Annotated in this window: 23 protein-coding genes; 11 read left to right on the plus strand and 12 right to left on the minus strand. The window is 68.4% G+C overall.

Going from position 1 to position 23,541, the window contains the following annotated elements; genetic code table 11:
• Nucleotides 1-199 precede the first annotated feature (199 nt).
• Nucleotides 200-1,348 carry a M23 family metallopeptidase gene (locus NM2_RS22425; RefSeq protein WP_067672208.1) on the minus strand — a complete coding sequence of 383 codons (1,149 nt, stop codon included), beginning with the start codon at nucleotides 1,346-1,348 and terminating at the stop codon, nucleotides 200-202.
• Nucleotides 1,349-1,953: 605 nt separating this feature from the next.
• On the opposite strand from NM2_RS22425, the gene sucC reads away from it, so the two are divergent.
• From sucC to purH, 6 genes are all read left to right on the plus strand, one after another.
• Nucleotides 1,954-3,135 carry an ADP-forming succinate--CoA ligase subunit beta gene (gene sucC / locus NM2_RS22430; RefSeq protein WP_067672211.1) on the plus strand — a complete coding sequence of 394 codons (1,182 nt, stop codon included), beginning with the start codon at nucleotides 1,954-1,956 and terminating at the stop codon, nucleotides 3,133-3,135.
• Between the two features lie 13 nt (nucleotides 3,136-3,148).
• Nucleotides 3,149-4,063 carry a succinate--CoA ligase subunit alpha gene (gene sucD / locus NM2_RS22435; RefSeq protein ID WP_067672214.1) on the plus strand — a complete coding sequence of 305 codons (915 nt, stop codon included), beginning with the start codon at nucleotides 3,149-3,151 and terminating at the stop codon, nucleotides 4,061-4,063.
• A gap of 327 nt (nucleotides 4,064-4,390) precedes the next feature.
• The gene (locus tag NM2_RS22440) at nucleotides 4,391-5,500 is read left to right on the plus strand and encodes a DUF5336 domain-containing protein (protein WP_067672217.1); all 1,110 of its coding nucleotides are present in this window, start codon (nucleotides 4,391-4,393) and stop codon (nucleotides 5,498-5,500) included.
• A gap of 174 nt (nucleotides 5,501-5,674) precedes the next feature.
• On the plus strand, nucleotides 5,675-7,285 hold the full coding sequence (locus tag NM2_RS22445) for a cell division protein PerM (protein ID WP_067672220.1): 1,611 nt from the start codon (nucleotides 5,675-5,677) through the stop codon (nucleotides 7,283-7,285).
• A 101-nt stretch (nucleotides 7,286-7,386) separates the two neighbouring features.
• On the plus strand, nucleotides 7,387-8,007 hold the full coding sequence (gene purN / locus NM2_RS22450; protein ID WP_067672302.1) for a phosphoribosylglycinamide formyltransferase: 621 nt from the start codon (nucleotides 7,387-7,389) through the stop codon (nucleotides 8,005-8,007).
• Nucleotides 8,004-9,626: a bifunctional phosphoribosylaminoimidazolecarboxamide formyltransferase/IMP cyclohydrolase gene (purH, locus tag NM2_RS22455; protein ID WP_067672224.1), complete on the plus strand. Its 1,623-nt coding sequence runs from the start codon at nucleotides 8,004-8,006 to the stop codon at nucleotides 9,624-9,626. The genes purN and purH overlap by 4 nt, the downstream gene beginning before the upstream one ends.
• A 607-nt stretch (nucleotides 9,627-10,233) precedes the next feature.
• Here the strand turns inward: purH and NM2_RS22460 are convergent.
• The 5 genes from NM2_RS22460 to rpmB all read right to left on the minus strand — a co-directional run bounded on the left by NM2_RS22460 (nucleotide 10,234) and on the right by rpmB (nucleotide 11,936).
• Nucleotides 10,234-10,695 (minus strand): hypothetical protein, encoded by a 462-nt coding sequence (locus tag NM2_RS22460; protein ID WP_067672227.1) that lies wholly within the window; start codon nucleotides 10,693-10,695, stop codon nucleotides 10,234-10,236.
• A gap of 112 nt (nucleotides 10,696-10,807) precedes the next feature.
• Complete coding sequence (gene rpsR, locus NM2_RS22465) at nucleotides 10,808-11,062, minus strand: 30S ribosomal protein S18 (RefSeq protein WP_040819081.1); 255 nt, start codon at nucleotides 11,060-11,062, stop codon at nucleotides 10,808-10,810.
• A 111-nt stretch (nucleotides 11,063-11,173) separates the two neighbouring features.
• On the minus strand, nucleotides 11,174-11,536 hold the full coding sequence (gene rpsN, locus NM2_RS22470) for a 30S ribosomal protein S14 (RefSeq protein ID WP_067672230.1): 363 nt from the start codon (nucleotides 11,534-11,536) through the stop codon (nucleotides 11,174-11,176).
• Nucleotides 11,536-11,700, minus strand: a complete 165-nt coding sequence (rpmG, locus tag NM2_RS22475; RefSeq protein WP_067672233.1) for a 50S ribosomal protein L33 — start codon at nucleotides 11,698-11,700, stop codon at nucleotides 11,536-11,538. Before rpmG ends, rpsN begins: the two co-directional genes overlap by 1 nt.
• Entirely contained in the window at nucleotides 11,700-11,936 is a 237-nt protein-coding gene (gene rpmB, locus NM2_RS22480; protein WP_067672305.1) for a 50S ribosomal protein L28, read from the minus strand. The genes rpmG and rpmB overlap by 1 nt, the downstream gene beginning before the upstream one ends.
• Nucleotides 11,937-12,035: 99 nt before the next feature.
• Between rpmB and mrf the strand changes: the two genes are divergently transcribed.
• The 3 genes from mrf to rpmF are packed head-to-tail and all read left to right on the plus strand — an operon-like array spanning nucleotide 12,036 to nucleotide 13,847.
• Nucleotides 12,036-13,388 carry a ribosome hibernation factor-recruiting GTPase MRF gene (mrf, locus tag NM2_RS22485; RefSeq protein WP_067672236.1) on the plus strand — a complete coding sequence of 451 codons (1,353 nt, stop codon included), beginning with the start codon at nucleotides 12,036-12,038 and terminating at the stop codon, nucleotides 13,386-13,388.
• Nucleotides 13,385-13,672: a type B 50S ribosomal protein L31 gene (locus NM2_RS22490; protein ID WP_067672239.1), complete on the plus strand. Its 288-nt coding sequence runs from the start codon at nucleotides 13,385-13,387 to the stop codon at nucleotides 13,670-13,672. The genes mrf and NM2_RS22490 overlap by 4 nt, the downstream gene beginning before the upstream one ends.
• Nucleotide 13,673: 1 nt before the next feature.
• Nucleotides 13,674-13,847: a 50S ribosomal protein L32 gene (gene rpmF, locus NM2_RS22495; protein WP_067672242.1), complete on the plus strand. Its 174-nt coding sequence runs from the start codon at nucleotides 13,674-13,676 to the stop codon at nucleotides 13,845-13,847.
• A 333-nt stretch (nucleotides 13,848-14,180) separates the two neighbouring features.
• Here the strand turns inward: rpmF and NM2_RS22500 are convergent, their stop codons facing one another.
• The 6 genes from NM2_RS22500 to NM2_RS51750 all read right to left on the minus strand — a co-directional run bounded on the left by NM2_RS22500 (nucleotide 14,181) and on the right by NM2_RS51750 (nucleotide 20,343).
• Complete coding sequence (locus tag NM2_RS22500) at nucleotides 14,181-14,573, minus strand: hypothetical protein (protein WP_067672245.1); 393 nt, start codon at nucleotides 14,571-14,573, stop codon at nucleotides 14,181-14,183.
• A gap of 342 nt (nucleotides 14,574-14,915) precedes the next feature.
• Complete coding sequence (locus NM2_RS22505; RefSeq protein WP_067672247.1) at nucleotides 14,916-15,743, minus strand: MHYT domain-containing protein; 828 nt, start codon at nucleotides 15,741-15,743, stop codon at nucleotides 14,916-14,918.
• Between the two features lie 48 nt (nucleotides 15,744-15,791).
• The gene (locus NM2_RS22510; RefSeq protein WP_067672250.1) at nucleotides 15,792-16,403 is read right to left on the minus strand and encodes a GTP-binding protein; all 612 of its coding nucleotides are present in this window, start codon (nucleotides 16,401-16,403) and stop codon (nucleotides 15,792-15,794) included.
• Nucleotides 16,384-16,761, minus strand: a complete 378-nt coding sequence (locus tag NM2_RS22515) for a DUF742 domain-containing protein (RefSeq protein WP_067672252.1) — start codon at nucleotides 16,759-16,761, stop codon at nucleotides 16,384-16,386. Before NM2_RS22515 ends, NM2_RS22510 begins: the two co-directional genes overlap by 20 nt.
• A 7-nt stretch (nucleotides 16,762-16,768) precedes the next feature.
• A complete protein-coding gene (locus tag NM2_RS22520; RefSeq protein ID WP_067672258.1) occupies nucleotides 16,769-17,179 on the minus strand; it encodes a roadblock/LC7 domain-containing protein in 411 nt (136 codons plus the stop codon).
• Entirely contained in the window at nucleotides 17,176-20,343 is a 3,168-nt protein-coding gene (locus NM2_RS51750) for an ATP-binding protein (RefSeq protein ID WP_084531425.1), read from the minus strand. The genes NM2_RS22520 and NM2_RS51750 overlap by 4 nt, the downstream gene beginning before the upstream one ends.
• Nucleotides 20,344-20,787: 444 nt before the next feature.
• Here NM2_RS51750 and NM2_RS22530 point away from each other — a divergent pair, with 444 nt between their 5' ends.
• Entirely contained in the window at nucleotides 20,788-21,480 is a 693-nt protein-coding gene (locus NM2_RS22530) for a response regulator transcription factor (RefSeq protein WP_067672267.1), read from the plus strand.
• A 143-nt stretch (nucleotides 21,481-21,623) separates the two neighbouring features.
• Nucleotides 21,624-23,003: a sensor histidine kinase gene (locus tag NM2_RS22535; RefSeq protein WP_084531429.1), complete on the plus strand. Its 1,380-nt coding sequence runs from the start codon at nucleotides 21,624-21,626 to the stop codon at nucleotides 23,001-23,003.
• Nucleotides 23,004-23,541: the final 538 nt, after the last annotated feature.

The following is a 23,541-nucleotide window of genomic DNA, read 5'->3' on the forward strand; positions in this document are numbered from 1 at the left end:
CACCTCGAACGCGCCCAGCGGCGAAGCGTCTCTGTGCGCTGGAACTGTCAGGCCAGCAACGTCAACCTAATGTTTTTCGGCGCGGCTCGTCGTTGCGCGGTCGAAGCGCATGGCCGAAGGCCGAGTCTCGGCCGTGCAACGACGAGCCATTCGGGCGTCGAAAAACCCGCCGGAGCGGAGCGGAGGCCGAAAATACAGTTCAGTCCTCTTCGGGGCCCAGGGAAATGCCGCGGCTGGCCAGCCAGGGCAGGGGGTCGATGCGGTCGGTGCCGTGCAGCCAGACCTCGAAGTGGCAGTGCGGGCCCGTGGAGAAACCGCGGTTGCCGATGGTGGCGATCTGATCGCCGGCCATGACGTGCTCGCCGACCGAGACCGTGGTGGTGTTGACGTGCCCGTAGACGGTGACGGTGCCGTCGTCGTGCCGCAGTCGCACCCACATGCCGAAGCCGGAGGCCGGCCCGGCATCGATGACGGTGCCGTCCATGACTGCGTAGATGGGGGTGCCGATCGGGCCCGCGATGTCGACGCCGGGATGCAGTACGCCCCAACGAGTGCCGTAGCCGGAGGTGAAGGTGCCGCTGGCGAACTTCACGAAGACCGGCCGGAGTTTGGCGGCGGCCTGGGCGGCCAGGCTCTCGGCAAATTGCTGACCGTGGTGCAGCACGTCCTGGAACTGGCTGATATCGGTCACCGGTGCGGCATCGAGCACCTGCGGCGACTGGCTCGCACTCGGGGCGCCAGTGGTGGGCGTGGAGGCCGCGACCTGACGTATCTCACCGGTCGTGGGTGCGTCGGCGGTGGCGGGGCGCTGACTTCCGACATGCTGCGCACCGGTCTGGCCCGCGGCCACGACCGCACCCGCGGCGACGGCCACGACGGCCGCGCGGCCCTTGAGAGCGGCGGGCGGAACGGGCATCCGGTGCGCGCCCGAAACACGAGCGCGCCGGTGATCGGAGCCGCGTGTGCCACGGGCGCCGAACGAGGCGGGGCCGAACGGCTCATCGGGCTGGTCGTAGTCGGCGTGCTCGGCCTCGGACGGCTCGCCCGAAACCCAGGGATCCCACTGCGAATCCTCGGAAGACTCGGTATCCCAGTGGTATTCGGTGGTCTGCTGCCATCCGCCGGGTTCGGGAGCCCATGCATCGGCGGGATCGTTCCACGTGTCGCCGACGGGCACGTCCCAGGTCGCCGCCGAGGCGGAGTTCGACCAGCTGTCGGCGCGGCCCGCGGGCGCGGCGTATCCGCTGAACGAGGCCGCGTCGCCGAGATTGTTCAGACCATCGCCGTCGCGGCGGTAACGCAGGGCGGACGGGGCGCGATGTCCCGGTTGAAACGGATCGCCACTCATTACCGAATTCCCGAGGAGATGTAGTGCCGTGTGGTCGACGGGTCGCCTGCGACGCGGCTCTCTACCTGCGGAGCGCTGTGCTGCAACAAGCCTGCCGTCCTCCTGTGCGCGTCAGCGGCGGAATGTGGTTGTCCGGTGAAGCCCGGTCGGGAGTACAGAGACTACCGGGTCGGACGCCCTCTTTCATGCCTGTCCTGTGACCTTGTTGTGACATCGGTCGCATCGACGGTAACGAAACGATTGCGACCCGGCAAGCGCTCCGGGGGTTCTCCGGCCTCATGTGAGATTCATCACATGAATACCCAGGAATAGCGTGCTCGGCGGGATGCCGGATCTGTCCCATTTCAGTACGACGCCGCGTAGTAGTCGAACTCCTGTGAATTCCCTGAACCCGTGGTCCGGCGGCCTCCGCGGCAACCTACTCGCGAGTAGCGGCAGCCAGCGGTTTTGCCCTCCCGGGTGCGGGCCGGTGACCTGTGCCACTTAGGCTGTATGCGGCTGATTTCCCGTGCTCGCGAGTGATTAGAGTCCGATTCGACCCGCCCTGGAACGACGGGACGCCAACAAAGTCGTTGTCACCACAACGCAGACGAGACGGTGAGTACATGGATCTCTTCGAATATCAGGCGAAGGAGCTCTTCGTGAAGCACGGAGTGCCTTCGTCGGAAGGCCGGGTCACGGACTCGGCCGAGGATGCGCGTGCGATCGCGACCGAGATCGGCAAGCCGGTCATGATCAAGTCCCAGGTCAAGGTCGGCGGCCGCGGCAAGGCCGGTGGCGTCAAGTACTCCGCGACCCCCGACGACGCCTTCGCCAACGCGCAGAGCATTCTGGGCCTGGACATCAAGGGCCACGTCACCAAGAAGATCCTGGTCGCCGAGGCCAAGGACATCGCGGAGGAGTACTACATCTCCTTCCTGCTGGACCGCTCGAACCGCACCTACCTGGCCATGTGCTCGGTCGAGGGTGGCATGGAGATCGAAGAGGTCGCCGCCACCAAGCCCGATCGGCTGGCCAAGGTTCCCGTTGACGCGGTCAAGGGTGTCGACCTGGCCTTCGCCCGCTCGATCGCCGAGCAGGGCCACCTGCCCGCGGACGTTCTCGATGCCGCCGCGGTGACGATCCAGAAGCTGTGGGAGGTGTTCATCGGCGAGGACGCGACCCTGGTCGAGGTGAACCCGCTGGTCCGCACCCCCGAGAACGAGATCCTGGCCCTGGACGGCAAGGTCACCCTGGACGAGAACGCCGAGTTCCGGCACAAGGAGCACGCGGAGTTCGCCGACATCGACGCGACCGACCCGCTCGAGCTGAAGGCGAAGAAGAACGACCTCAACTACGTCAAGCTGGACGGCGAGGTCGGCATCATCGGCAACGGCGCGGGTCTGGTCATGTCGACCCTGGACGTCGTCGCGTACGCCGGTGAGAACCACAACGGCGTCAAGCCCGCCAACTTCCTGGACATCGGCGGCGGCGCGTCGGCCGAGGTGATGGCCAACGGCCTGGACGTCATCCTGGGCGACTCGCAGGTCAAGAGCGTGTTCGTGAACGTGTTCGGCGGCATCACCGCCTGTGACGCGGTCGCCAACGGCATCGTCAAAGCGCTGGAGATCCTCGGTAGCGAGGCCAACAAGCCCCTGGTCGTCCGCCTGGACGGCAACAACGTCGACGAGGGCCGCCGGATCCTCGCCGAGGCCAACCACCCGCTGGTCACCCTCGCGCAGACAATGGACGAAGGCGCAGATAAAGCAGCCGAACTGGCCTCCACTTCCAACGGCACGGCCAAGTAAAGGAATCAGGGCAATGTCTATTTTCCTCAACAAGGACAACAAGGTCATCGTCCAGGGCATCACCGGTGGTGAGGGCACCAAGCACACCGCCCTGATGCTGAAGGCCGGCACCAACGTGGTCGGCGGTGTCAACGCGCGCAAGGCGGGCACCACCGTCAAGCACGTCGACAAGGACGGCAACGACGTCGAGCTGCCGGTGTTCGGATCGGTCGCCGAGGCCATCGAGAAGACCGGCGCGGACACCTCGATCGCGTTCGTGCCCCCGGCGTTCTCCAAGGACGCCATCATCGAGGCCATCGACGCCGAGATCCCGCTGCTGGTCGTCATCACCGAGGGCATCCCGGTGCAGGACAGCGCGTACGCGTGGGCCTACAACGTCGAGAAGGGCGCCAAGACCCGGATCATCGGCCCGAACTGCCCCGGCATCATCACCCCGGGTGAGTCGCTGGTCGGCATCACGCCGAACAACATCACCGGCAAGGGCCCGATCGGCCTGGTGTCCAAGTCCGGCACCCTGACCTACCAGATGATGTACGAGCTGCGCGACTTCGGCTTCTCCACCGCCATCGGCATCGGCGGCGACCCGGTCATCGGCACCACCCACATCGACGCCATCGAGGCGTTCGAGAAGGACCCGGAGACCAAGGTCATCGTGATGATCGGCGAGATCGGCGGCGACGCCGAGGAGCGCGCGGCGGCCTACATCAAGGCCAACGTCACCAAGCCGGTCGTCGGCTACGTCGCGGGCTTCACCGCCCCCGAGGGCAAGACGATGGGCCACGCGGGCGCGATCGTCTCCGGTTCGGCCGGAACCGCCGCCGCGAAGAAGGAGGCCCTCGAGGCCGCGGGCGTCAAGGTCGGCAAGACGCCGTCCGAGACCGCCGCGCTGGCTCGGGAGATCCTGGAGAAGGCCAGCATCACCGCGTGATCATCGCCTGATCCGAACGCTTCGCGCACGGGCCGCCAGCCGAATCCGGTTGGCGGCCCGCGTCATTGCGCCGGAGGTGTTCACGGTGCTGGGAATACGTGACACAGTCCCAGGGCGCGGACCACTGTGCAGAACATTTCCGAAAGATTCACGGCAAACCTCCTTTTTCTCCTCCCCGAGGCACGATTCATCTGCTCACCTGGTTCATCGGGCATAACATCCGGCCGACCGCGGGTTTGCGGTGGCCGTGACCCGGGCGGTTTCGTGCAGTAGCGTCAAGAGGGCATTCAGTCTTGACTACGAAGGACTCGACAAGGAGAAGACGACATGTCATACCCGTCCGGGGGCTCCGGGTACAACGCGCCCGCCCCGACACCCTCCTCCGCACCCAGCTTCGCGCAGCAGTCGGGCGGCGGTACCGGCGGCAAAGCGGGTGCCCCGGGATCGAGTGCCACAGCGCTGCCGTTCTATCTCACCGCCGGCGTCGCCGTGCTCGGCGTCATCAACTTCCTGCTGGGTTTCGCGCCGTTCGTGTCGACGAGCAGCCACGATCTCGGCGAGGGCCTGCAAACGCCCGCGACCAGTAGCGACTTCTTCTTCTCGTTCTCCGTGACGGTGCTGATCGTGCTGCTGGCCGGTGGCCTGCTGGCCGGGCTGTCGCTGTTGCCCAAGCAGAACTGGGTCGGCGCGTCGGCGGCGGTTTCCGCGGCCGGGTTCATCGGACTCGTCTTCATCGTGATCAAGGTGCCCGACGGGGTCAGCGTGGGCTGGGGCGCCTGGGTGATCCTGTTCCTGGCGCTCGTGCAGACCGCCGCGGCTGTCGTCGCGGTGCTGTTCGAGAGCGGCATCCTGTCCGCGCCCGCGCCGAAACCGGCTGCGCCGCAGGCTGTTCCGGGCGGTTACGGGGCGCCGGGTTACGGCCAGCAGGGCTACGGCCAGGCCCAGCCGGGGCAGTACGGCCAGCAGTCCCAGCAGGGACAGGCCCAGCAGGGGCAGTCCCAGCCGGGGCTGAGTCAGCCCTCCTACGGGCAGTACGGTCAGCAGCCCGGCTACGGGCAGCAGCCGGGCGGTCAGGCTCAGTCGCCCTACGGGCAGCCCGGTCAGCAGTATCCGCAGTACGGTCAGTCGCCCTACGGGCAGCAGCAGTACGGCCAGCAGCAGTACGGTCAGCAGCCGGGCGGTCAGCAGCCGGGCGGATACGCCGCCCAGCAGCAGCCGTCCGGCTCGAATCCGACCGCGGAGACCGGCGGCCAGCAGCCGCAGTACGGCTCGCTCAGCTTCGGGCAGCAGCAGGCCGGCCAGGGTGCCGCGTCCGGGCAGTCCGGGCAGTCGGCGAGCACGGCCAAGCCCGCCAACCCCTTCGGTGAGGAGCGGGCAGCCAACCCGGCGGCGGACCCCACCACGGCATTCCGTCCCGGCGAGGACGACAAGAAGTAAAGATGCGTGACGGCGAGTCTGGCGTGTCGGCGCGCCTGACTCGCCGATTGGGTGGAAGCTGTCACCCTGGGGTGTCGTGAGGGAGCGCCGTGGTGACGGCGAGTCCGCCGACCCGTCGTGAGGGGAAGTCGTGACAGTCGCAGCCGATGCCGGACGTCGCGGAAGAGTCGGACCGTGAAAGCATCGCCCGTCCGGTGGGAGCCCCACGACGCGCGCCCGCCGCGTGCGGAGAACGCGCGCGGCCCGCGGCGTCCGGGGCCCGAGGACAATCTGTTCCTGTCGCTGAGTCCGGATCGGGCCCGGGTACTGCTCATCGTCGCCGCTCGGGCGACCAGTTACACCATCGTGGTCATCGTGGCGCTGGTCCTGCTGACGCTGTTCGCCGCGGGCAGCGCGATGACCGGCGCCTCGGGCGCGATCGCCGCGGGTTGGCTTGCGGTACACCAGGTTCCGCTGGTGATCGGCCGGACGACGCTGAGTCTGCTGCCGCTGGTCCCGACGGGCCTGGTGCTGTGGCTGACCGCCCGCGACTGCGCCCGCGCGGTGGAACCCGAATCCTCTCGCGCGGACCTGGGCTGGATCCTGGGTGCGGCGCTCGCGGGCCCGCTGCTGGTCACCGCGGTCTGTCTCGCGGTGGCCGAGGATGCCTCAGCCGTGGTCGCCCTGCAGCCGCCGCAGGCTCTGGCCGCCTTCGCCTGGGTGGGCGGGCTGCATCTGGTCGCCGCCCTCGCCGGCATCGCCGGACGGCCGAATCCGTTGCGCGACCGGGTGATCTCGCGAGTCCCGCTGTGGGTCGAATCCGCGGTCCGGATCGCGGCGCGCGCGGTGTGGCGGCTGCTGGTGTGCGCGGCGGTGCTCACCGTGCTGTCCCTCCTGCTGCACTGGTCTCGGATCGGTGAGACCTACCGCGCGTCGGGCAATGTCGGCGGTGCGCTCGGGCTGTCGCTGCTGTCGCTGGCCTATCTGCCGAATACGGTGATCGCCGCGACGGGTCTGCTGGTCGGCGCGCAGGTGCAGATCGGCGTCGGCGGGCTGAGCGTGTTCTCGGTCTCGGGTGCGCCGGTTCCCGCACTGCCCATCCTGGCCGCGGTGCCCACCGGCCCGGCGGCCGGATGGTGGCCGGTGGTGCTGGCCGTTCCCGCCGCGGTGGGCGTGCTGACCGGGCGGGACTGCGCGCGCGGCACCCACGATCAGCCGCGGCGGCCGTGGGCGACGTTGACCGCGGCGGGTGTCGGCGCGGTGATTCTGGGTGTGCTCGGCGGGGTCGCCGGTGGTGAGGTCGGTTCGTTCGGCGAGATCGGCACGGGCATATTCCTGTTCGGCGGTCTGGGTTTCGCATGGCTGGCGGTGGCCGGATACCTCGGCCTGATCGGTTCGCGCTGGTTCCTCGCCGTCCCCGTCGGCGAACTCGTCGATCAGCACGAATACGCCGCGGACGTGGGATATGCCGACGCGGATCGTTACGGCGAGGACGGAAGTTCCGACGACGGCTATTACGAGCGGGAAGGCTACGAATCCGGCGATTACGAGCGTCACCGTGACGACCCGGATCACCTCGACCGCGGCTACGACGATCAGGGTTACGACGACCGGGGCTATGCCTACGACGACCTCGACTACGAGCAGTACGCCCGGCTCGGCAATCCCCATGCGGCCGAGGAGATCGACGGTGAACTCGTCGAGGAACAGGCCGCGCTCGAACCCGCCGCCGATCCCGACGACATTCTGGACGCCGAGGTGGTGGAGACGGACCTGCCGGAAGGTCGGCGGTGGGACGGTAGCTAGGCTCTACAGCGGCGGTCCTCGCATCCGCCGCAATCCTGCAGTCTCGACGCACAGGGAGTAGAGCGCTGACGACTCCGCCCGCCCAGTTGGTGCCCGCGGCCGTGCCCGCGACCGTCGTCGTGCTCGCCTCGGGTACCGGATCGTTGCTGCGTTCGCTGATCGAGGCCGCCGCGGAGCCCGGCTATCCCGCCCGCGTGGCCGCGGTCGGCGTCGACAGGCCGTGTGCCGCAACCGATCACGCCGACGCCGCCGGAATTCCGCATTTCCGCGTCGCGCTGGGGGAGTATCCCGATCGCGAGTCCTGGGATGCGGCGCTGACCGAGGCGGTCGCCGCCCACGCGCCCGATCTGGTGGTGTCGGCCGGTTTCATGAAGATTCTGGGCCCGGCCTTCCTGGCCCGCTTCGGCGGCCGGATCATCAACACCCACCCCGCGCTGCTGCCCTCGTTCCCGGGCGCGCACCCCGTGCGTGACGCGCTCGCCTATGGAGTGCGGGTGACCGGCTCGACCGTGCATCTGGTCGACGCGGGCATCGATACCGGGCCGATCCTGGCACAGGAGGCGGTCGCGGTACTGCCCGAGGACGACGAGGGCGCCCTGCACGAGCGGATCAAGGTTGTCGAGCGGCGGTTGCTGGCGCAGGTCGTCGCCGCCGTCGCGACGCGAGGCATTGTCTCCGATGGACGAAAGGCAGTTATCCCAGATGAGCGAGTACTCCGGTGAGTGAACGCAGCGAACGACCCGCGAACGAGGCCGAGCGCAGGCCGATCACCCGGGCGCTGGTGAGCGTCTACGACAAGACCGGACTCGTCGAGTTGGCCACCGGGCTGCACGCGGCGGGCGTGGAGCTGGTGTCGACCGGGTCGACCGCGGCGCGGATCGCCGACGCGGGCGTCCCGGTGACGAAGGTCGAGGAGCTGACCGGTTTCCCGGAGACCCTGGACGGCCGGGTCAAGACGCTGCATCCGCGGGTGCACGCCGGAATCCTGGCTGATCTGCGCAAGCAGGAGCACGTCGATCAGCTGGTCGAACTGGGCGTCGAGGCGTTCGGTCTGGTGGTGGTGAACCTGTACCCGTTCACCGAGACTGTGGCCAGCGGTGCGAGTCCGGACGAGTGCGTGGAGCAGATCGATATCGGCGGTCCGTCGATGGTGCGTGCCGCGGCGAAGAACCATCCGTCGGTCGGCGTGGTGGTCGACGTCGCCGACTACGACCGGGTGCTCGATGCGGTGCGTTCGGGCGGATTCACCCTCGTCGAGCGAACCGAGCTGGCGGCCAAGGCATTTCAGCACACCGCGAGCTATGACGTCGCGGTGGCGAGCTGGATGACCGATGTGCTCACCGCCGACCAGGATTCGCAGGCCGCGGCCGAGCCGGATTCGGCTGCCGCGGAGCGGTTCCCGGCCTGGCTGGGCGCGACGTGGACGCGCGAGTCGGTGTTGCGCTACGGGGAGAATCCGCATCAGGCCGCCGCGCTGTACACCGATGCCGCCGGTGCGCCCGGGCTGGCGCAGGCGAATCAGTTGCACGGCAAGGAGATGTCGTACAACAACTACACCGATGCCGATGCCGCGTGGCGGGCCGCCTGGGATCACACCGCGCCCGCCGTCGCGGTGGTCAAGCATGCCAATCCGTGCGGCATCGCGGTCGGCGACGATATCGCGCAGGCGCACCGCAAGGCGCACGCGTGTGATCCGGTGAGCGCGTTCGGCGGAGTGATCGCGGCCAACCGCGAGGTGACCGTCGAGATGGCCGAGCAGGTCGCGGAGATCTTCACCGAGGTGATCGTCGCGCCGGGCTATGCCGACGGTGCGGTGGAAGTGTTGCAGCGCAAGAAGAATGTGCGCATCCTGGTCGCCGAGCCGCCCGTTCGCGGCGGTGCGGAACTGCGCCCGATCAGCGGCGGCGCGCTGTTGCAGCAGCGCGACATCGTCGACGCCGAGGGCGACGACCCGGCCAACTGGACTCTGGCCTCCGGCGAGGCCGCCGACGCGGCCACCCTGGCCGATCTCGAATTCGCCTGGCGCGCATGCCGTGCGGTGAAGTCGAACGCGATCCTGCTGGCCCACGACGGCGCCTCGGTGGGCGTCGGCATGGGCCAGGTCAACCGGGTCGACGCGGTCCACCTGGCGGTCCTGCGCGCCGACGACCGAGCCAAGGGTGCGGTAGCCGCCTCGGACGCCTACTTCCCCTTCCCGGACGGCCCCCAGCAACTCATCGCCGCGGGCGTGAAAGCCATTGTGCAACCGGGCGGTTCGGTCCGCGACCAGCTGACCATCGATGCCTGCCGAGAAGCGGGCGTCACCATGTACCTCACCGGCTCCCGCCACTTCGCCCACTGAGGACGACCCGGCCCGGGGAATACGACCCCGGGGCCGGGTCGAGCCCGAAGCCAAGCGAGTTGAATGCGAAACTCGTTCGGGCAGAACATGTTCCTGGCTCTCGCAGAGAGACCGGTTCGTACGAAACCGGTTCCCGCTCGTGGCCGGTCAACCGGAAGGTCACCTGTTTTTCCGTCCACCTCTGATAACGCCAACTCCAAGGTCGGGGCCCGGGTCGATTCTGGACTGACCGGAGCGGAGGAGCGAAGCGGGGGCCAAGAATACAGAAACCCCTGCGCGGGGCTGCGGTTCCCGCGCAGGGGTTTCTTTCATCCAGGCACCGGGCCGTATACATCCCGGGTCCCGGGTTTCGTCATCCCGGCTGACGCCGGGAATCGGTCTGGGGTTCCCCTTGTGCGGGACGAGAATTCGGAGTAGCTCGACGAATGCGTCGGCCGGGGGAAGTGCGTGACATGAGTGCTCTGTGGGTGTTGGACTGGCCTGGAGTTTCTCTACGTAACGCTTATGTCACGCAACGTATCACTTCCGAAGCGTCGCCGCTTCAGATGGTTAAGCTATAACCGCTGTTCAGAATGCTTTGTGATCGACATCACATTAGCTGGCGAATTCATGCGGCGCTGAGCACCTTTCGATTGCCCAGAGGTTGCTTCAAGTGGATGTCGAGGGTGCCGAACACCGCGATCATGGTGCACATCCGGCCCTGCGCCTCCGGCAGGCGACCCGAATGCATGGCGACGGTGACGGTACTCGAGGTCTCGGTGGTGGTCACGTCGACGCCGAAGCAGTCCGGCGAGCCGATCTGGAAGTTCACCGCGATGCGATCGGCGGCGAGCGGGCTCCAGCTGTCGAAGGCCATCGGGTGCGCGTCGACGATGGCGGGATTCGCGGTGAACGTGCGCCCCGGATCGGGCGTGGCCTGTTCGGTCGGGGTGCTCGGCCCCGAGGTGGTGCTCGTGGTCGTATTCGCCTGTGTGCCACCGTTGTTCGCCTGTCCGCACCCGGCCGCCAGCACTGCCAGCAGGGTTGCGGCGGCCGCGCCGACGCGACGCGGTCCCGAATTCGCCTTCATGCGCCACACCCTAGTGGGCGGCGCCGCGGTTTCCATGGCGCGCACGGCGCGGCGCAACGCGAAGGGAACCCAAGGTGTGTAACGGGGCTCTCGCGTCTGGCCGAGGGGGCGGTCAGCGACTGGTGAACGGCAACAGGGCCATCTCGCGGGCGTTCTTCACCGCGATGGCGACCTGGCGTTGCTGCTGCGGGGTCAGGCCGGTGACTCGGCGGCTGCGGATCTTGCCGCGGTCGGAGATGAACGTGCGCAACAGGTTCACGTCCTTGTAGTCGACCACCTCGACGCCCGCGGCGATCAGGGGGTTCTTCTTCGGACGCCGTGCCTGCTCGGCCCGGACCTTCTTGGACGGTGCTCGCTTGACTGCCATATCAGTGTCCTTTCTCGGCATGAGCTCTGGGCCCTGCGTGGTTACGCAAGCTCCCTCCTCGGGCCCTGACCGCACCTGCCGGGCTTCCCTCTCACGAGATCTGGGGGTGGTCTACCAACTCGATTTGTGCACACCGGGCAGCTCCCCGCGGTGGGCCAGCTCGCGCACACGCACTCGGGAAAGGCCGAACTTCCGCAGATATCCACGTGGGCGGCCATCCGAAGCATCCCGATTGCGCAATCGTACCGGACTTGCATCGCGAGGTAGCCGCTGCATTGCCGCGTAAAGCTCTACAGCTGTGCCTTTGGCCTCCGCATCGCCGCGGCGGATTCGCTGCCCCCGAGTCTCGCCGCGAACCGGCGATCCGGCGGCGGCGCGCCGGGCGGCCTCCTTCAGCTCGGCGCGCCGCTCGGCATTGCGGGCGACGACGGCCGCGCGCTGGGCGTTGCGGGCGATCTTGGACTTCTTGGCCATTACCTGTCCTCCCGGAAGTCGACGTGCTCGCGCAGGACCGGATCGTATTTGCGCAGCACCATCCGGTCCGGATCGTTACGGCGGTTCTTTCGGGTGATGTAGGTGTAGCCCGTGCCCGCGGTGGAGCGCAGTTTGATCTTGGGGCGAATCTCGTTGCGGGCCATCAGATCCGCACACCCTCGCGCCGGAGCCGCGCGACGGTCGCCTCGATGCCGTCGCGATCGATGGTCTTGATGCCCTTCGCCGAGACGGTCAGCGTGATGCGGCGGTCCTCGCTGGGCAGGTAGTAGGTCTTGCGCTGGATGTTGGGGTTCCAGCGGCGGTTGGTGCGCATGTGTGAATGCGAGACGGTCTTGCCGAATCCGGGCCGGCGCCCGGTGACCTGGCAGTGTGCCGACACGGTGATCCTCCTGAAGATGACAATCATTTTCGACATTGGACATCGAACACTGTAGCGTGGGCGGCCAGTAAATGAAAATCATTGTCGAAAGGGGTTCCGGTGGCCTCACCTCCCGAGCGCCGCACACCCGTGGTGCTACTGGCCGACGCGTCCAACGAAACCGAACCGGGCGCACCCGTGGGCGCGGGTCTGGCCCGCATCGCCCGCGCGATGCTGGACACACCGGGCACGGTGGTGATCCGCCACGATCTGACCGCCCTGCACGAGGGCATCGTGCATAGGACGGTGTGGTACGGCACCCCGATCGGCCGGGACGTCGCGAATCCCGCCGTCGATCACCACGCGGTGACGACCGTGCACGAACTCGCGCACGGCTGCGTCTCGTGCACGCTGCGCGCCGATCTGCTGCCGCTGCTGTGTCTGCTGGCCACGCGAGATTCGGTGCGGCGCATCGTGATCGCGCTGGATCCCGCATTCGAGGCCGAGGCGGTCTGTCATGCCATCGAGCATGTTCCGGTGGCCGGTGTGGCCGGCCGCGTCGACGGGCCCGCCGGTCGCAGCGTGCGGATCGAGGCCGTGGTCACCGGTCTGGACGCGCGGACCTGGCTGGCCGACGCTGTCGGTGCGGAGACCCTCGCCGAACGCGGCCGCCGGGCCGATGACGAGCGCACCGTGGCGCAGGTCGCGGTGGGACAGGTCGAATTCGCCGATGCCGTCCTGGTTTTCGGCGGGCAGGCGGTGACCGGTGCGGAACGCGCGCGCCTGACCGCGATCCTGGATCGGCTGATTCCGCGCGCCCCGGTCGATTGGGCGCACGGTTCGACGATCGAGGATCAGGTGCGGATCGAGCGCCTGCTCGACCGCGTCGCGGCCGATTCGCGTCGCGGCCGGATCTTCGACGCGCACGCGCCGCTGTTGCGCCGCCGACCCCCGCTGCACACCGAATTCGGTGTCACCCTGGTCGAATTCGCCGCCGGACGCCCGTTCCATCCGGCCCGGCTGCACGACGCGCTGGACGTGTTGTTCGAGGGTGTGGTCACCGCGCGGGGCAGGGTGTGGCTGGCGACCCAGCCCGACGAGGTGGTGTGGCTCGAGTCCGCGGGCGGCGGGTTGCGGGTCGGGAGCGCGGGGCCGTGGCTGGCCGTGCTGCCGCCCGAGGATGCCGCCGCGGCCGATCCGGATCGCCGCGCCCTGGCCGCGATGCGCTGGGACGAGCACTTCGGGGATCGTGACGTCTCGCTGACCGTCCTGGTCTGCGACGCCGATCCGGACGAGATCCGGCACGCGCTGCACTGGGCCCTGGTCGACGATGCCGAACTGCGTCTGGTGCGCACCGCGCCCGAGGTCGTCGCGCAGTGGGACGACCCGTTCGGCGACTGGCATGAAGACCCCTGTGAGACAAACGAATCCACCGCGACTCAGGGCGCGCAGGACGGGAGGGCAGATCGGTGAAGGCAGGTATCCACCCGGAATATCATCCGGTGATCTTCGAGGACGTGAGCACCGGTAAGCGATTCCTCACCCGTTCCACGGCCGTGAGCACGCGCACGGCGCAGTGGTCCGACGGCAACAGTTATCCGTTGATCACCGTTGAGGTCAGCGCCGACTCCCATCCGTTCTGGACCGGCGCGCATCGCGTCTTGGACACCGCTGGGCGGGTGGAGAAGTTCGAGCGCAAGTACGGTCGGCGCACGCCCGGTCGCCGGGGCGGCGAGCAGAAGGGCACGGTGAGCTGAGATGGCGGTTCCGAAGCGGCGGATGTCCAGGTCGAATACCCGTAGCCGACGGGCGAATTGGAAGGCGAGCCCGCCGGATCTGGTGCCGGTGAGCGTCGGCGGCGCGGTGTATCGCGTGCCGCGGCGGTTGGTGGCCGCGGTGCGACGAGGGCTGATCGATCCGGCTCGGCTGTAGATCTGTCGCGAGAGTCGGTGCGGCACAGGGTGATGTTCAGGGTGTTTGTCCGCATTCCGCGATTTTTGGGCAAATATCAAGATTGGGTCGAGCTGCGCATGTAGCCGAATTATTGATTGCGATGAGGTAGCTGATCTCTGAACTACCTACTGCCAGTTGGTTTTTGAGTGTGAAAAAGTCCACATGAAGTGATGATTTCGTGCTCTGGACCCGGTAGCCTCATTCGGGAGGGCGGGTTCTCTCGGGAGACCAGGGAACCCGCTCATCGCCATTTCTGCGGGAGATTCGCGCGGGGGCACGCTCTCGATCCATGCGGCCGGGCTGCGATCGATGTCACGCATGTTCCGAGTTGCCGCGGCCGAGCGCCTCGTGCACCAGCGATTCCAATCGCGCGACCTGTTCGGCCAGCGCTGTCAGCGGCGCCTCCGCCAGCGACAGCGGCCACGGGAGCCGCGGTTGTGACAGGTTTCGCACCTGTTCCTCGAGTTCGGCGATCGTAGCCTCCAGATCGCCCACCTCGGTGCGTAGTTCGGAGATCTGCGTCAATGCGGCGGCCACGGCGTCCACCAGCGATCGGTGCCGACCGTCTTCGTCGGTGCCCAGCTGTGGCCATCCGGCCAGGTCGGGGCCGCGCAGCTGGGTCTGGATATCGCGGAGAACGGCCAGGTGGTCCGGGAGTGCCTGCGACGCGTCGGTCTCCTCGGCGTCATCCGGGCGGGATTGCATGGGGCCACTGTAATTCGCCGTGTGCGCGCGGCGCTCGGCATCGGATGTGCCGCTGCCGAATCGGGCGCGTGCGGGCGGTGGTTGTCTGAATTTGCAGTCTCGTAACACGATTGCGGTAATTTTGCCGAGTTATTTACGGGCAAAGTTACCGCCTCGTAATCGGTGCGGGCGAGGCTCTGTCTGGGCCACATTCCACGGGCCCGCGCCCCCGGATTCCGGGTGTGTGCAGGCTGAAATACCAGGGCCGCAGCGGTTTCGAGGAACCCCGCGCCCGACGAATCCGGGTCGGATCGCCTACTGCCGGGGGCGGTCCGACCCGATTCGTATGTCCGTGCGGTCCGCTCAGCCGACCGGCTCGGACGTGCGGGCGGTCTCGGTTCTGCGGTTCTGTCCCTGGATGCGGCGCTGGCGCGGGCCCTTGGGCACCCGCTTGGTGCGCGATTCGGGCTGCAACCGCCCGGTGCGGTCCGGTGCGACCAGAACCGCGGTGATCGGGACCGCGAGCGACATCGTGGCGACGACGAAGATCGGGATGAACATGGTGAACAGATCCCGCCCGGCGGGCTGCGGCATGGCCGGATCGATGCGCACCGTCAGCCCGGACAGGCCGAGATAGAGGATTCCGATGACCGCGCCCGCGTACACCACGGACGCCCCGACCAGGGCCGTCGTCACGTGCACCCGCGTCGTCCAGAGCAGTGCGGCGACGAGCACAACCAGCAGAACGGTGCATCCGGCGATGATCGCGGGACTGATCGTGGTCGTGCCCTGTACCGCCAGGGAGCTCAGGCCAAGGTAATTCATCAGCCCCAGGCACAGTCCCGCGACGAGCGCGCCGATGCCCAACCGGACGGGCTTGCGATCGTCGCCCGCGATGATCAGTCCGGCCAGCACGCCGACCGGCGCCACCACGAGCGCGGCGACGCGCTGCATCAGGTCGTAGCGGACCACCCCGGTGGGCAGCCCGACGCCCAGCATCGTCACCGACATCGCGACCTGCGTCCCGATCGTGCCGATGCACACGGCCGCCGCGGTCAGCCACACGAGCCGGAATTTGGCGGTCACCGACAGCGTCGACTGCCGGATACAGATCAGGCCGACCAGAGTGCCCGCCCACGCCACACCGAGCGCCAGCACGAGCACCCAGGTCCCCATGGTGAAGTACTGCACGCAAAAACCCCCTGTCCGGGTCGTATCAGATCTCGGTGGTACAGCCGCTCATCGGTGCGCTGGATCGCGGGCGGGCGGTTCGGTCAGACGCGCGATGGCGTATTCGGTTACCGCTGCCAGTGATTGGCGCACCTGGACCGGATCGCGGGCGTCGATGTCGACGATGGGCACGCCCTCGCGGATCGACAGCGCCTCGCGCAGTTCGGTCGCCGGGAACCGGGGAGAATCGGGAAAACGGTTGACCGCCACCAGGAATGGCAGCTGCCGCGCCTCGAAGAAGTCGACCACGGCGAAACTGTCCTCGATCCGGCGGGTGTCCAGCAGCACCACCGCGCCGATCGCGCCCCGGACCAGGTCGTCCCACATGAACCAGAATCGGCGCTGGCCCGGGGTGCCGAACAGGTACAGGGTCAGATTGCCCGGCAGGATGATGCGGCCGAAATCCATGGCGACCGTGGTGGTCTCCTTGCCGGGCGTGGCCGACAGATCATCCACGCCGTCGGAGTAGCCGGTCACCATGGCTTCGGTGCGCAGCGGCACGATCTCCGAGACCGCGCCGACGAAGGTGGTCTTGCCCGCGCCGAAACCACCGGCCACCACGATCTTCGTGGAGGCGGTGCGGGTTTCGGCGTCCGAGACGTCAGAGAGCGCGGAGTCCACGCAGGGTCCTCTCCATGAGCGAGCGGCGCTCATCGTACGTGGCGTTTTCACTGAGCGTGGTGTGCACCCGCAGCGTACCGGCGACGACCAGATCGCCGATGACGACGCGGACCATACCCAGCGGCCGTTGCAAGTGGGCGGCGATCTCCGCGACCGACAGCCTGCCACCGCCACCACCGAGGCGCAGGATATCGGTACGGACATCGCCTGCGGGCCAATCGAATCGGCTCGCGTACGGCAGGGTCTCCACGACTGCCTCCAACGGTAGGTCGACCGCGGGCTGGGTGCGCCCGGCGGTCAGCGCGTAGGGGCGGACGCGTGTTGTCGGCCGGGGATCGGCTCCGAAGGAACTCGACATGGAACCGTCAGACCGACGAACGGGCAGTGGCCTGAACGACCGCTCCGACCCGATCGGACAATAGCGCCATCTCGTAGCCGATGCGGCCGATATCGTGCTGCTTGTTGGCCAGCACTGCCAGATGCGAGCCGTTGCCGACGCTCATCACCAGCAGATAGCCGCGTTGCATGTCCACGATCGACTGCATCACCTTGCCGCCCTCGAACAGCTGGGCGGCCCCCGAGGACAGACTGGCCAGTCCGGCGGTCACCGCGGACAGCTGCTCGGCGCGATCCGCGGGCAGGTGCGGACTGGTGGCCTGCAACAGGCCGTCGGCCGATACCAGCACCGCGTGCGAGACGCCGGGGACCTCGCGCGTGAAGCGCGTCACCAGCCAGTTGAGATTCTCGTCGGTGGGGGGCTGCTCGGTATCGGTCATACGTGTCCTCCATCGTTGTGCTGCGCGTCGTGTTGTTCGAGCCCGCCGCCGGACCGATTTCCGTTGTACCCGTTTTCGTCCCCGTACGACGTGAGGCCCGCGCGTCCACTGCGTACACCGCTGAGGTGCCGGGACAGATTGCTGCGGATTTCCTCGGGATCGGGGGCGCCGGTGTCGGCGGGTGGAGTCAAGCCGCCCGGGACGAGCTGAGCGCCCGGGTTGCGAATGGGAAGTCCACCGGAGGTCCGGTGGTCCATGGTCGGTTTGCTGGCTTCTTCGGCCGCGGCCCAGCCCGCGTCGGCGGGGGAGGACCAGGCGCCGCCGGGTTCGCTCGCCGAGGGCTCGACCAGCCACTCCGAGACCATGCGCTGGTAGATGGGCGATTCGGCGGGTTCGAGGGCGCCGGGCTGCTGGACCGGCAGCGTCGCGGTCTGCGCCCACAGGTCCGCTGGCTCGGAATCCCAGGACGGGGTGCGGGCCGGTTCGGGGGGCGCGGGGGCCGGGGTGTTGCCGGGCATCGGCGGGAATTCACCCGACGGCCAGGGCTCGGCCGCGGGGCGCCGGCGTCGGGGGCGCAGGATCTGCTCACCGCCGGGTCCGGATCCGGTCGTCGAGTTCGGTGTCCGGGACGTGGAATCCAAACTGCCCCAGGCCTGTTCGGTCGCGGCAGGCTGCTCGGGGCGCGTGTCGGCCCAGAACTGTTGTGCCGGTTCGGATCCGGTCTCTTCCCAGCGCACCGCGCCGGACCACGCGTCGCCGCTCCGCCAGCGGGCGATGTCCGGGCCCTGCTGGTACTGCGGTTCTTCGGCATCCCAATCCTGCTGCGCCGGAACCGATTCCGGTGAATACCAACTCGATGCGGAGTTCGACCAGTCCTGCACCACCGGTTCGTCGTCGTCCTCGTCCCGGTCCGGCTGTGACAATACCGACCGGTCGGGGACGGCCCAGGGGTCTCGGGCGGTCTCGCCCGCATGGGCGAACGGATTCGGTTCCTCGTCCTGCGGCTGATAGCCGATCACGTTGTCGGAGACCGGCTCCGGGTCTTGGCGGGAGACGAACAGACCGGTGGGTCCGTCGTCGGGGGCCGGCTCGGGATCGTGCTGGGAGACGAACAATCCGGTGGGCTCGTCGGCGCCGGACGAGGACTCCGCGGCGGATTCGGAATCCCCGCGCGCCGGGCGGCGCTGCGGCAGCGGGGTCACCGAGGAACCGAACAGCGGCACCGGAGCCGGGATGTCCTCGGGCGCGGCATGGGCCGGTGTCGAGGTCGGCGTGGCGGGCAGCGGTGCGCCCGGGAATTCGCCGGACTCCGGCTTGTCGGAGGTGATCAGGGATTTCGGCAGATGGACCGTGGCGGTGATGCCCGGCTGCTGCGCCATCGTGGAGGTGCGGCGCAGGCTGACGGTGACCGTATGGCGCTTGGCGAGCCTGCCGACCACGTAAAGGCCCATGCGGCGGGCGGTTTCGACGGTCACCTCACCGCCGGAGGCCAGCCGGTCGTTGATCTCGCGCAGATCGTCACCGGACATGCCCAGGCCGCGGTCGGTGATCTCGATCAGATAGCCGCCCTCGGGCGCCGCGGACACCGACACCGCGACCGGTGTGCTCGGCGGCGAGTAGCGCAGCGAGTTGTCGATCAGCTCGGCCAGCAGATGTTCGATGTCGACCGCGGGCTCACCGGCGACGACGCCGTCGGGCACCGCGCCGATCTCCACGCGCTGATAGTCCTCCACCTGGGAGACCGCACTCCAGAGCATGTCCGAGAGCGGCACCGGGGGCAATTGGCCGCGGCGCAACGCGGTTCCGGCCAGCACCAGCAGGTTGTCGCCGTTGCGGCGCATGCGGGTGGCCAGGTGGTCCAGGCGGAACAGGCTCTGCAGCCGCCCCGGATTCTCCTCGTCGCGTTCGAGATCCTCGATCAGCGTCAACTGCTGCTCGACGAGGGATTGGCTACGCCGCGAAAGGGTTTCGAACATGCTGCTGATCAGCAGTCGCAGGCGGGCCTGATCGGCGGCCAGGTGCAACGCCTGGCGGTGCATGTCGTCGACCGCGCGGGCCAGCTGGCCGATCTCCTCGGTGGTCTGCACGTCGACCGGGAGGATCTCGGGGGTCGCGCCGCCGTCGCGCACCACCGACAGCTCGGCGGGCAGGTCCACGTGGGCGACCTGCAGCGCGCCGCGCCGCAGCCGCCGCACCGGCACGACCAGGGAGCGCGCCACCGCAAGCGCCAGCGCCAGGCCCGCGAGCATGGTCAGGACCACGGACGCGACGTCACGAAGCACGGTGCTGCGCGCATCGATCGAGGTGCGGCTCAGACCCGAGGTGATCAGGTCGGCCACGTGGTTGATCGCCTCGGAATAGGTGGTGGCGCTGCGCCGCAGCGAATCGTCCACCCCGGCTATCGTCCTGGGCTCGGCCGAGTTCTGGCTCAGCGCGCGCAACCGGGTCTGCTGGGCGTCCAGCAGGATATCCGGCTTGTACGCCGAGGTCGGCTGGACCACGGCGTACTGGTTGATCATGGTGAGTTCGGAACCGGTCGCGGTGAGCGCCTGCGCCATCATCGCCGGATTGTTGCTGATCTCGCCGCTGCCGATGATGAGCTGCTGTTGCAGGAACATCCGGCGCGCGATGGTGAGATCGCCGAGCTGGGTGTAATACCGCTCGAGCGTCGTCTCCTTGGGCGTGATGAGCGTGGTGACGGCGTTGCTGATGTGGGTGGCCACCTCGTCGGCCTCGGTGCCGAGCACCTGGGCCGAACTGCCGTGCAGGCTGTTGCGCATCCCGCGTCCGGTGGACAGCGCGTCGGTGATCTCGGTGCTCACCTGCTGGTCGACCCGCGCCAGCGGCAGTGCCGACTGGAGGTTGGCCGCGGTCTGGTCGAAGCGCGCGGAGACCTGGTCCAGCGTCGCCTGCCCGAGGCGGTCGCCGGTGCCCGCGGCGACCGCGAGATCATCTGCGGCGGAACCGAAGTCGAGCAGCGGGCGAATGATCTGCGCCTGCTGGGTCGCGACGTTCAGTTGCGAGATGGTGCCCAGTTCGCCCCGGATTCGCAGGACGGCGAAGACCGAGGCCAGCACGACGGGCAGGAGCAGCACGATGCCGACCTTGCTCGTCACCGAGAGGTTGGACAGATTTTGCTGCCATGGTCGCGGTGCAGTTCCCATCCCGCTTCCGTCGCCTCCGCTCGCGCATTCGCCCTGGGGGTCCCACCGCGGCCGGTTCCCGGCTCACAGCCTCACCTCGCAGGTGCTCGGCCGCGCTGTGCCGAAGGCACTGTATCTTCGGCCAGCTCTCGAGCCCCCTCGCGGGCCTACGCAGATCCGCTGGCGCTCGAATTTGCGCAATGTGAACTGACGTTCTTCGGGTCCAACCGCCGGAGAACCGACTGTAGGTCTTCTTTTACGGCACGCAACATACCGCGTGAACTTGGCCACGGCAATTCGGACTTCCCTGCTCTGAAATCGCTAATTTCCCCACGCACAAGGTGTTTCATACGCTCGTATCCGCGCGAGCGAGTAAAGCGACTGGTCACCGGCTCGCGGTGAACCGGCGTGTCGAACGGGGGGCTTCTCAGTGGACTCTCAGTCGGTGCGTTCAGACTGGACCACATGCGCATTCTGGTAGTCGACGACGACCGCGCGGTGCGGGAATCGCTGCGGCGGTCGCTGACGTTCAACGGCTACTCCGTCGAACTGGCGGTCGACGGGCTCGACGCTCTCGACCAGGTGGCCGCGCAGCGGCCCGACGCGCTGGTACTGGACGTCATGATGCCGCGGCTGGACGGCCTCGAGGTCTGCCGCCGACTGCGCAGCACCGGTGACGACCTGCCCATACTCGTTCTCACCGCACGGGATTCGGTGTCCGAGCGGGTCGCGGGACTGGACGCCGGCGCCGACGACTACCTCCCCAAACCCTTCGCCCTCGAGGAGTTGCTGGCGCGGCTGCGCGCGCTGCTGCGGCGCACCTCGGCCGATCCGGCGGGCGCCGCCGAATCCGAGACGATGACGTTCGCGGATCTGTCGCTGGACCCGATCACCCGCGAGGTGTCCCGGGGCGATCGCGCCATCAGCCTCACCCGCACCGAGTTCGCACTGCTGGAAATGTTGATGGCCAATCCGCGCCGGGTACTCACCCGCAGCCGCATTCTCGAGGAGGTCTGGGGCTACGACTTTCCCACCTCCGGCAATGCCCTCGAGGTGTACATCGGCTATCTGCGGCGCAAGACCGAGGCCGAGGGCGAGCCCCGGCTGATCCACACCGTGCGCGGCGTCGGCTACGTGCTGCGCGAGACCCCGCCGTAGGAGTGGGCGTCATCGTGGGAAGGCATGTTCCGCGTTCGACCGCACGGGGTTCGGGCGGGCGCGGACGGGATGCGAACGGGCGTGGCCGCGACGTCGTGGCCGGACTGCGCCCGCGCACCGACACGCACGATCTGCGTCCGCCGATGCCGCTGACGCGCTCGGTGTCGCTGCGCTGGCGGGTGACGTTGCTGGCGGCCTCGGTCGTGGCGATCGCCGTGGCGGTCACCTCGATCGCCGCCTACGCGGTGGTGGCGCGCGCGCTGAATGCCGATCTCGACCAACAACTTCGGACCCGGGCGACCGGCATGATCGACCAGCGCCTGGACGCGCTGGACTATCAGGAGGTACTGCAACTCGGCGCGCTGTACTCCAACGACGTGTCCATCGCGCTGAACTATCCCGGCAGCGATCAGTGGGTTTCGTTGTCCCGCAACTCCGATTCGCCGATCGGGGCGCCCGAGGTCGCGGTCGCGCACGGCCGGTCCTCGTTCTCCCTGCGCACCAGCCGGAATCAGCGAGTGCTCGCCGAACATATGGAATCCGGTGCGACGCTGGTGATCTGGCAGTCCCTGGAACCGACCCAGGAGGTGCTCGACCGGCTGGCCCTGCTGCTGTTCGTGGTCGGCGGCTGCGGCGTCGTGGTGGCCGCGGCAGCGGGAGCCGCGGTGGGCCGCACGGGATTACGGCCGGTGGCGCGGTTGACCGCGGCCGCCGAACGAGTCGCGCGCACCGACGATCTGGCCGCCATCCCGGTCACCGGCGACGACGAATTGGCCCGTCTCACCGAGAGTTTCAACACTATGCTGGTCGCCCTCGGCGAGTCGCGCGAGCGACAGCGGCGACTGGTCGCCGACGCCGGGCACGAGCTGCGCACGCCGCTGACCTCGCTGCGCACCAATATGGAACTGCTGATCGCCTCCTCCCGTCCCGGCGCGCCCCGGATTCCCGAGGACGACATGGCCGAGCTGCGCGCGGACGTGGTGGCCCAGATCGAGGAGCTGTCCACCCTGGTCGGCGACCTGGTGGATCTGGCCCGCGAGGACGCCCCGGAGGACGTCTACGAGCGGGTGGACGTCGGCGCGGTGACCGAGCGCGCGCTCGAGCGGGCGCGCCGCCGCCGCGCCGGGGTGGAATTCGTCGCCGAGCTGTGCCCCTGGTTCGTCTACGGCGACGAGGCCGGACTCGAACGAGCCGTGCTGAACGTCCTGGACAACGCGGCGAAATGGAGTCCGGCCGGAGATCAGGTGCACGTCACGATGGCCGAGACCGGGCCCGGACTCATGGAGATCACCGTCGACGACGCCGGACCGGGCATTCCGCCCGAGGAACGCCGCCTGGTCTTCGAACGCTTCTATCGGACCACGGCCGCCCGGTCCATGCCCGGTTCGGGCCTCGGCCTGGCCATCGTGCAGCAGGTGGTGACCAAACACGGTGGGACGATCACCATCGAGACCTCCGAACGCGGCGGTGCACTGGTCCGGATCGTATTGCCCGGCGAGAATGCCGTACCGCCGGTGCAATAGCGCCGCGCGCAACGGGTAATAGGCCTGTGCAGTGCGCCTAATGCCATCGACGGGGATTCTTTCGGGCCGGTAGGTTGAGCATACGAAGGCGGCCCGCCCACGATCGCGGAAGAACTGATGGAGAACTGATAGCGCCGTCTCAGTTCGCTCTCAGTCGATGTCATCAGTCTGGTCGGCAGACGTGAGGAGAAACGAGAAGATGACCGAGGACCCGAAGGACAACCGGGAACAGCCGCAGTCGTCGGCCGACTCGGAGTTGCGGGCGCAGACGCCCGATGCACAGCCGGCCGAACAGCAGTCACCCGATCCCGGTCGATCGGCGGGGTCCGCGCCCCAGGATCAGCCCGCTCAGCAGTCCGCGTCCCAGCCGGGGACGCAGGGCTCGGGCGCGCCGCAGTCGCCCTATGCGCCGCCCGCCTCCGCACAGTCGCCGCTCGGGCAGGCACAGGGCGGGACGGAGTCGCCGTTCGGCCGGACGACGTTCGGCCAGCCGGGAGCGCAGGAGTCCGCCTCCCAGGGGTCGGCCGTGCCGCGGGCG

The sequence above is a fragment of the Nocardia miyunensis NBRC 108239 genome, from assembly GCF_001613065.1.
GTDB classification, from domain to species: Bacteria; Actinomycetota; Actinomycetes; order Mycobacteriales; family Mycobacteriaceae; genus Nocardia; species Nocardia miyunensis.

Excerpts from the sequence above, each read along its gene's own strand:
- NM2_RS22425 (WP_067672208.1), bottom strand. The coding sequence starts at position 1,348 with ATGAGTGGCGATCCGTTTCAACCGGGACATCGCGCCCCGTCCGCCCTG.
- rpmF (WP_067672242.1), top strand. The coding sequence starts at position 13,674 with ATGGCGGTTCCGAAGCGGCGGATGTCCAGGTCGAATACCCGTAGCCGA.
- rpsN (WP_067672230.1), bottom strand. The coding sequence starts at position 11,536 with ATGGCCAAGAAGTCCAAGATCGCCCGCAACGCCCAGCGCGCGGCCGTC.
- NM2_RS22535 (WP_084531429.1), top strand. The coding sequence starts at position 21,624 with ATGCCGCTGACGCGCTCGGTGTCGCTGCGCTGGCGGGTGACGTTGCTG.
- sucC (WP_067672211.1), top strand. The coding sequence starts at position 1,954 with ATGGATCTCTTCGAATATCAGGCGAAGGAGCTCTTCGTGAAGCACGGA.
- rpmG (WP_067672233.1), bottom strand. The coding sequence starts at position 11,700 with ATGGCCCGCAACGAGATTCGCCCCAAGATCAAACTGCGCTCCACCGCG.
- rpsR (WP_040819081.1), bottom strand. The coding sequence starts at position 11,062 with ATGGCAGTCAAGCGAGCACCGTCCAAGAAGGTCCGGGCCGAGCAGGCA.
- sucD (WP_067672214.1), top strand. The coding sequence starts at position 3,149 with ATGTCTATTTTCCTCAACAAGGACAACAAGGTCATCGTCCAGGGCATC.
- NM2_RS22460 (WP_067672227.1), bottom strand. The coding sequence starts at position 10,695 with ATGAAGGCGAATTCGGGACCGCGTCGCGTCGGCGCGGCCGCCGCAACC.
- NM2_RS22520 (WP_067672258.1), bottom strand. The coding sequence starts at position 17,179 with ATGACCGATACCGAGCAGCCCCCCACCGACGAGAATCTCAACTGGCTG.
- NM2_RS22530 (WP_067672267.1), top strand. The coding sequence starts at position 20,788 with ATGCGCATTCTGGTAGTCGACGACGACCGCGCGGTGCGGGAATCGCTG.
- NM2_RS51750 (WP_084531425.1), bottom strand. The coding sequence starts at position 20,343 with ATGGGAACTGCACCGCGACCATGGCAGCAAAATCTGTCCAACCTCTCG.
- NM2_RS22500 (WP_067672245.1), bottom strand. The coding sequence starts at position 14,573 with ATGCAATCCCGCCCGGATGACGCCGAGGAGACCGACGCGTCGCAGGCA.
- NM2_RS22515 (WP_067672252.1), bottom strand. The coding sequence starts at position 16,761 with ATGTCGAGTTCCTTCGGAGCCGATCCCCGGCCGACAACACGCGTCCGC.
- NM2_RS22440 (WP_067672217.1), top strand. The coding sequence starts at position 4,391 with ATGTCATACCCGTCCGGGGGCTCCGGGTACAACGCGCCCGCCCCGACA.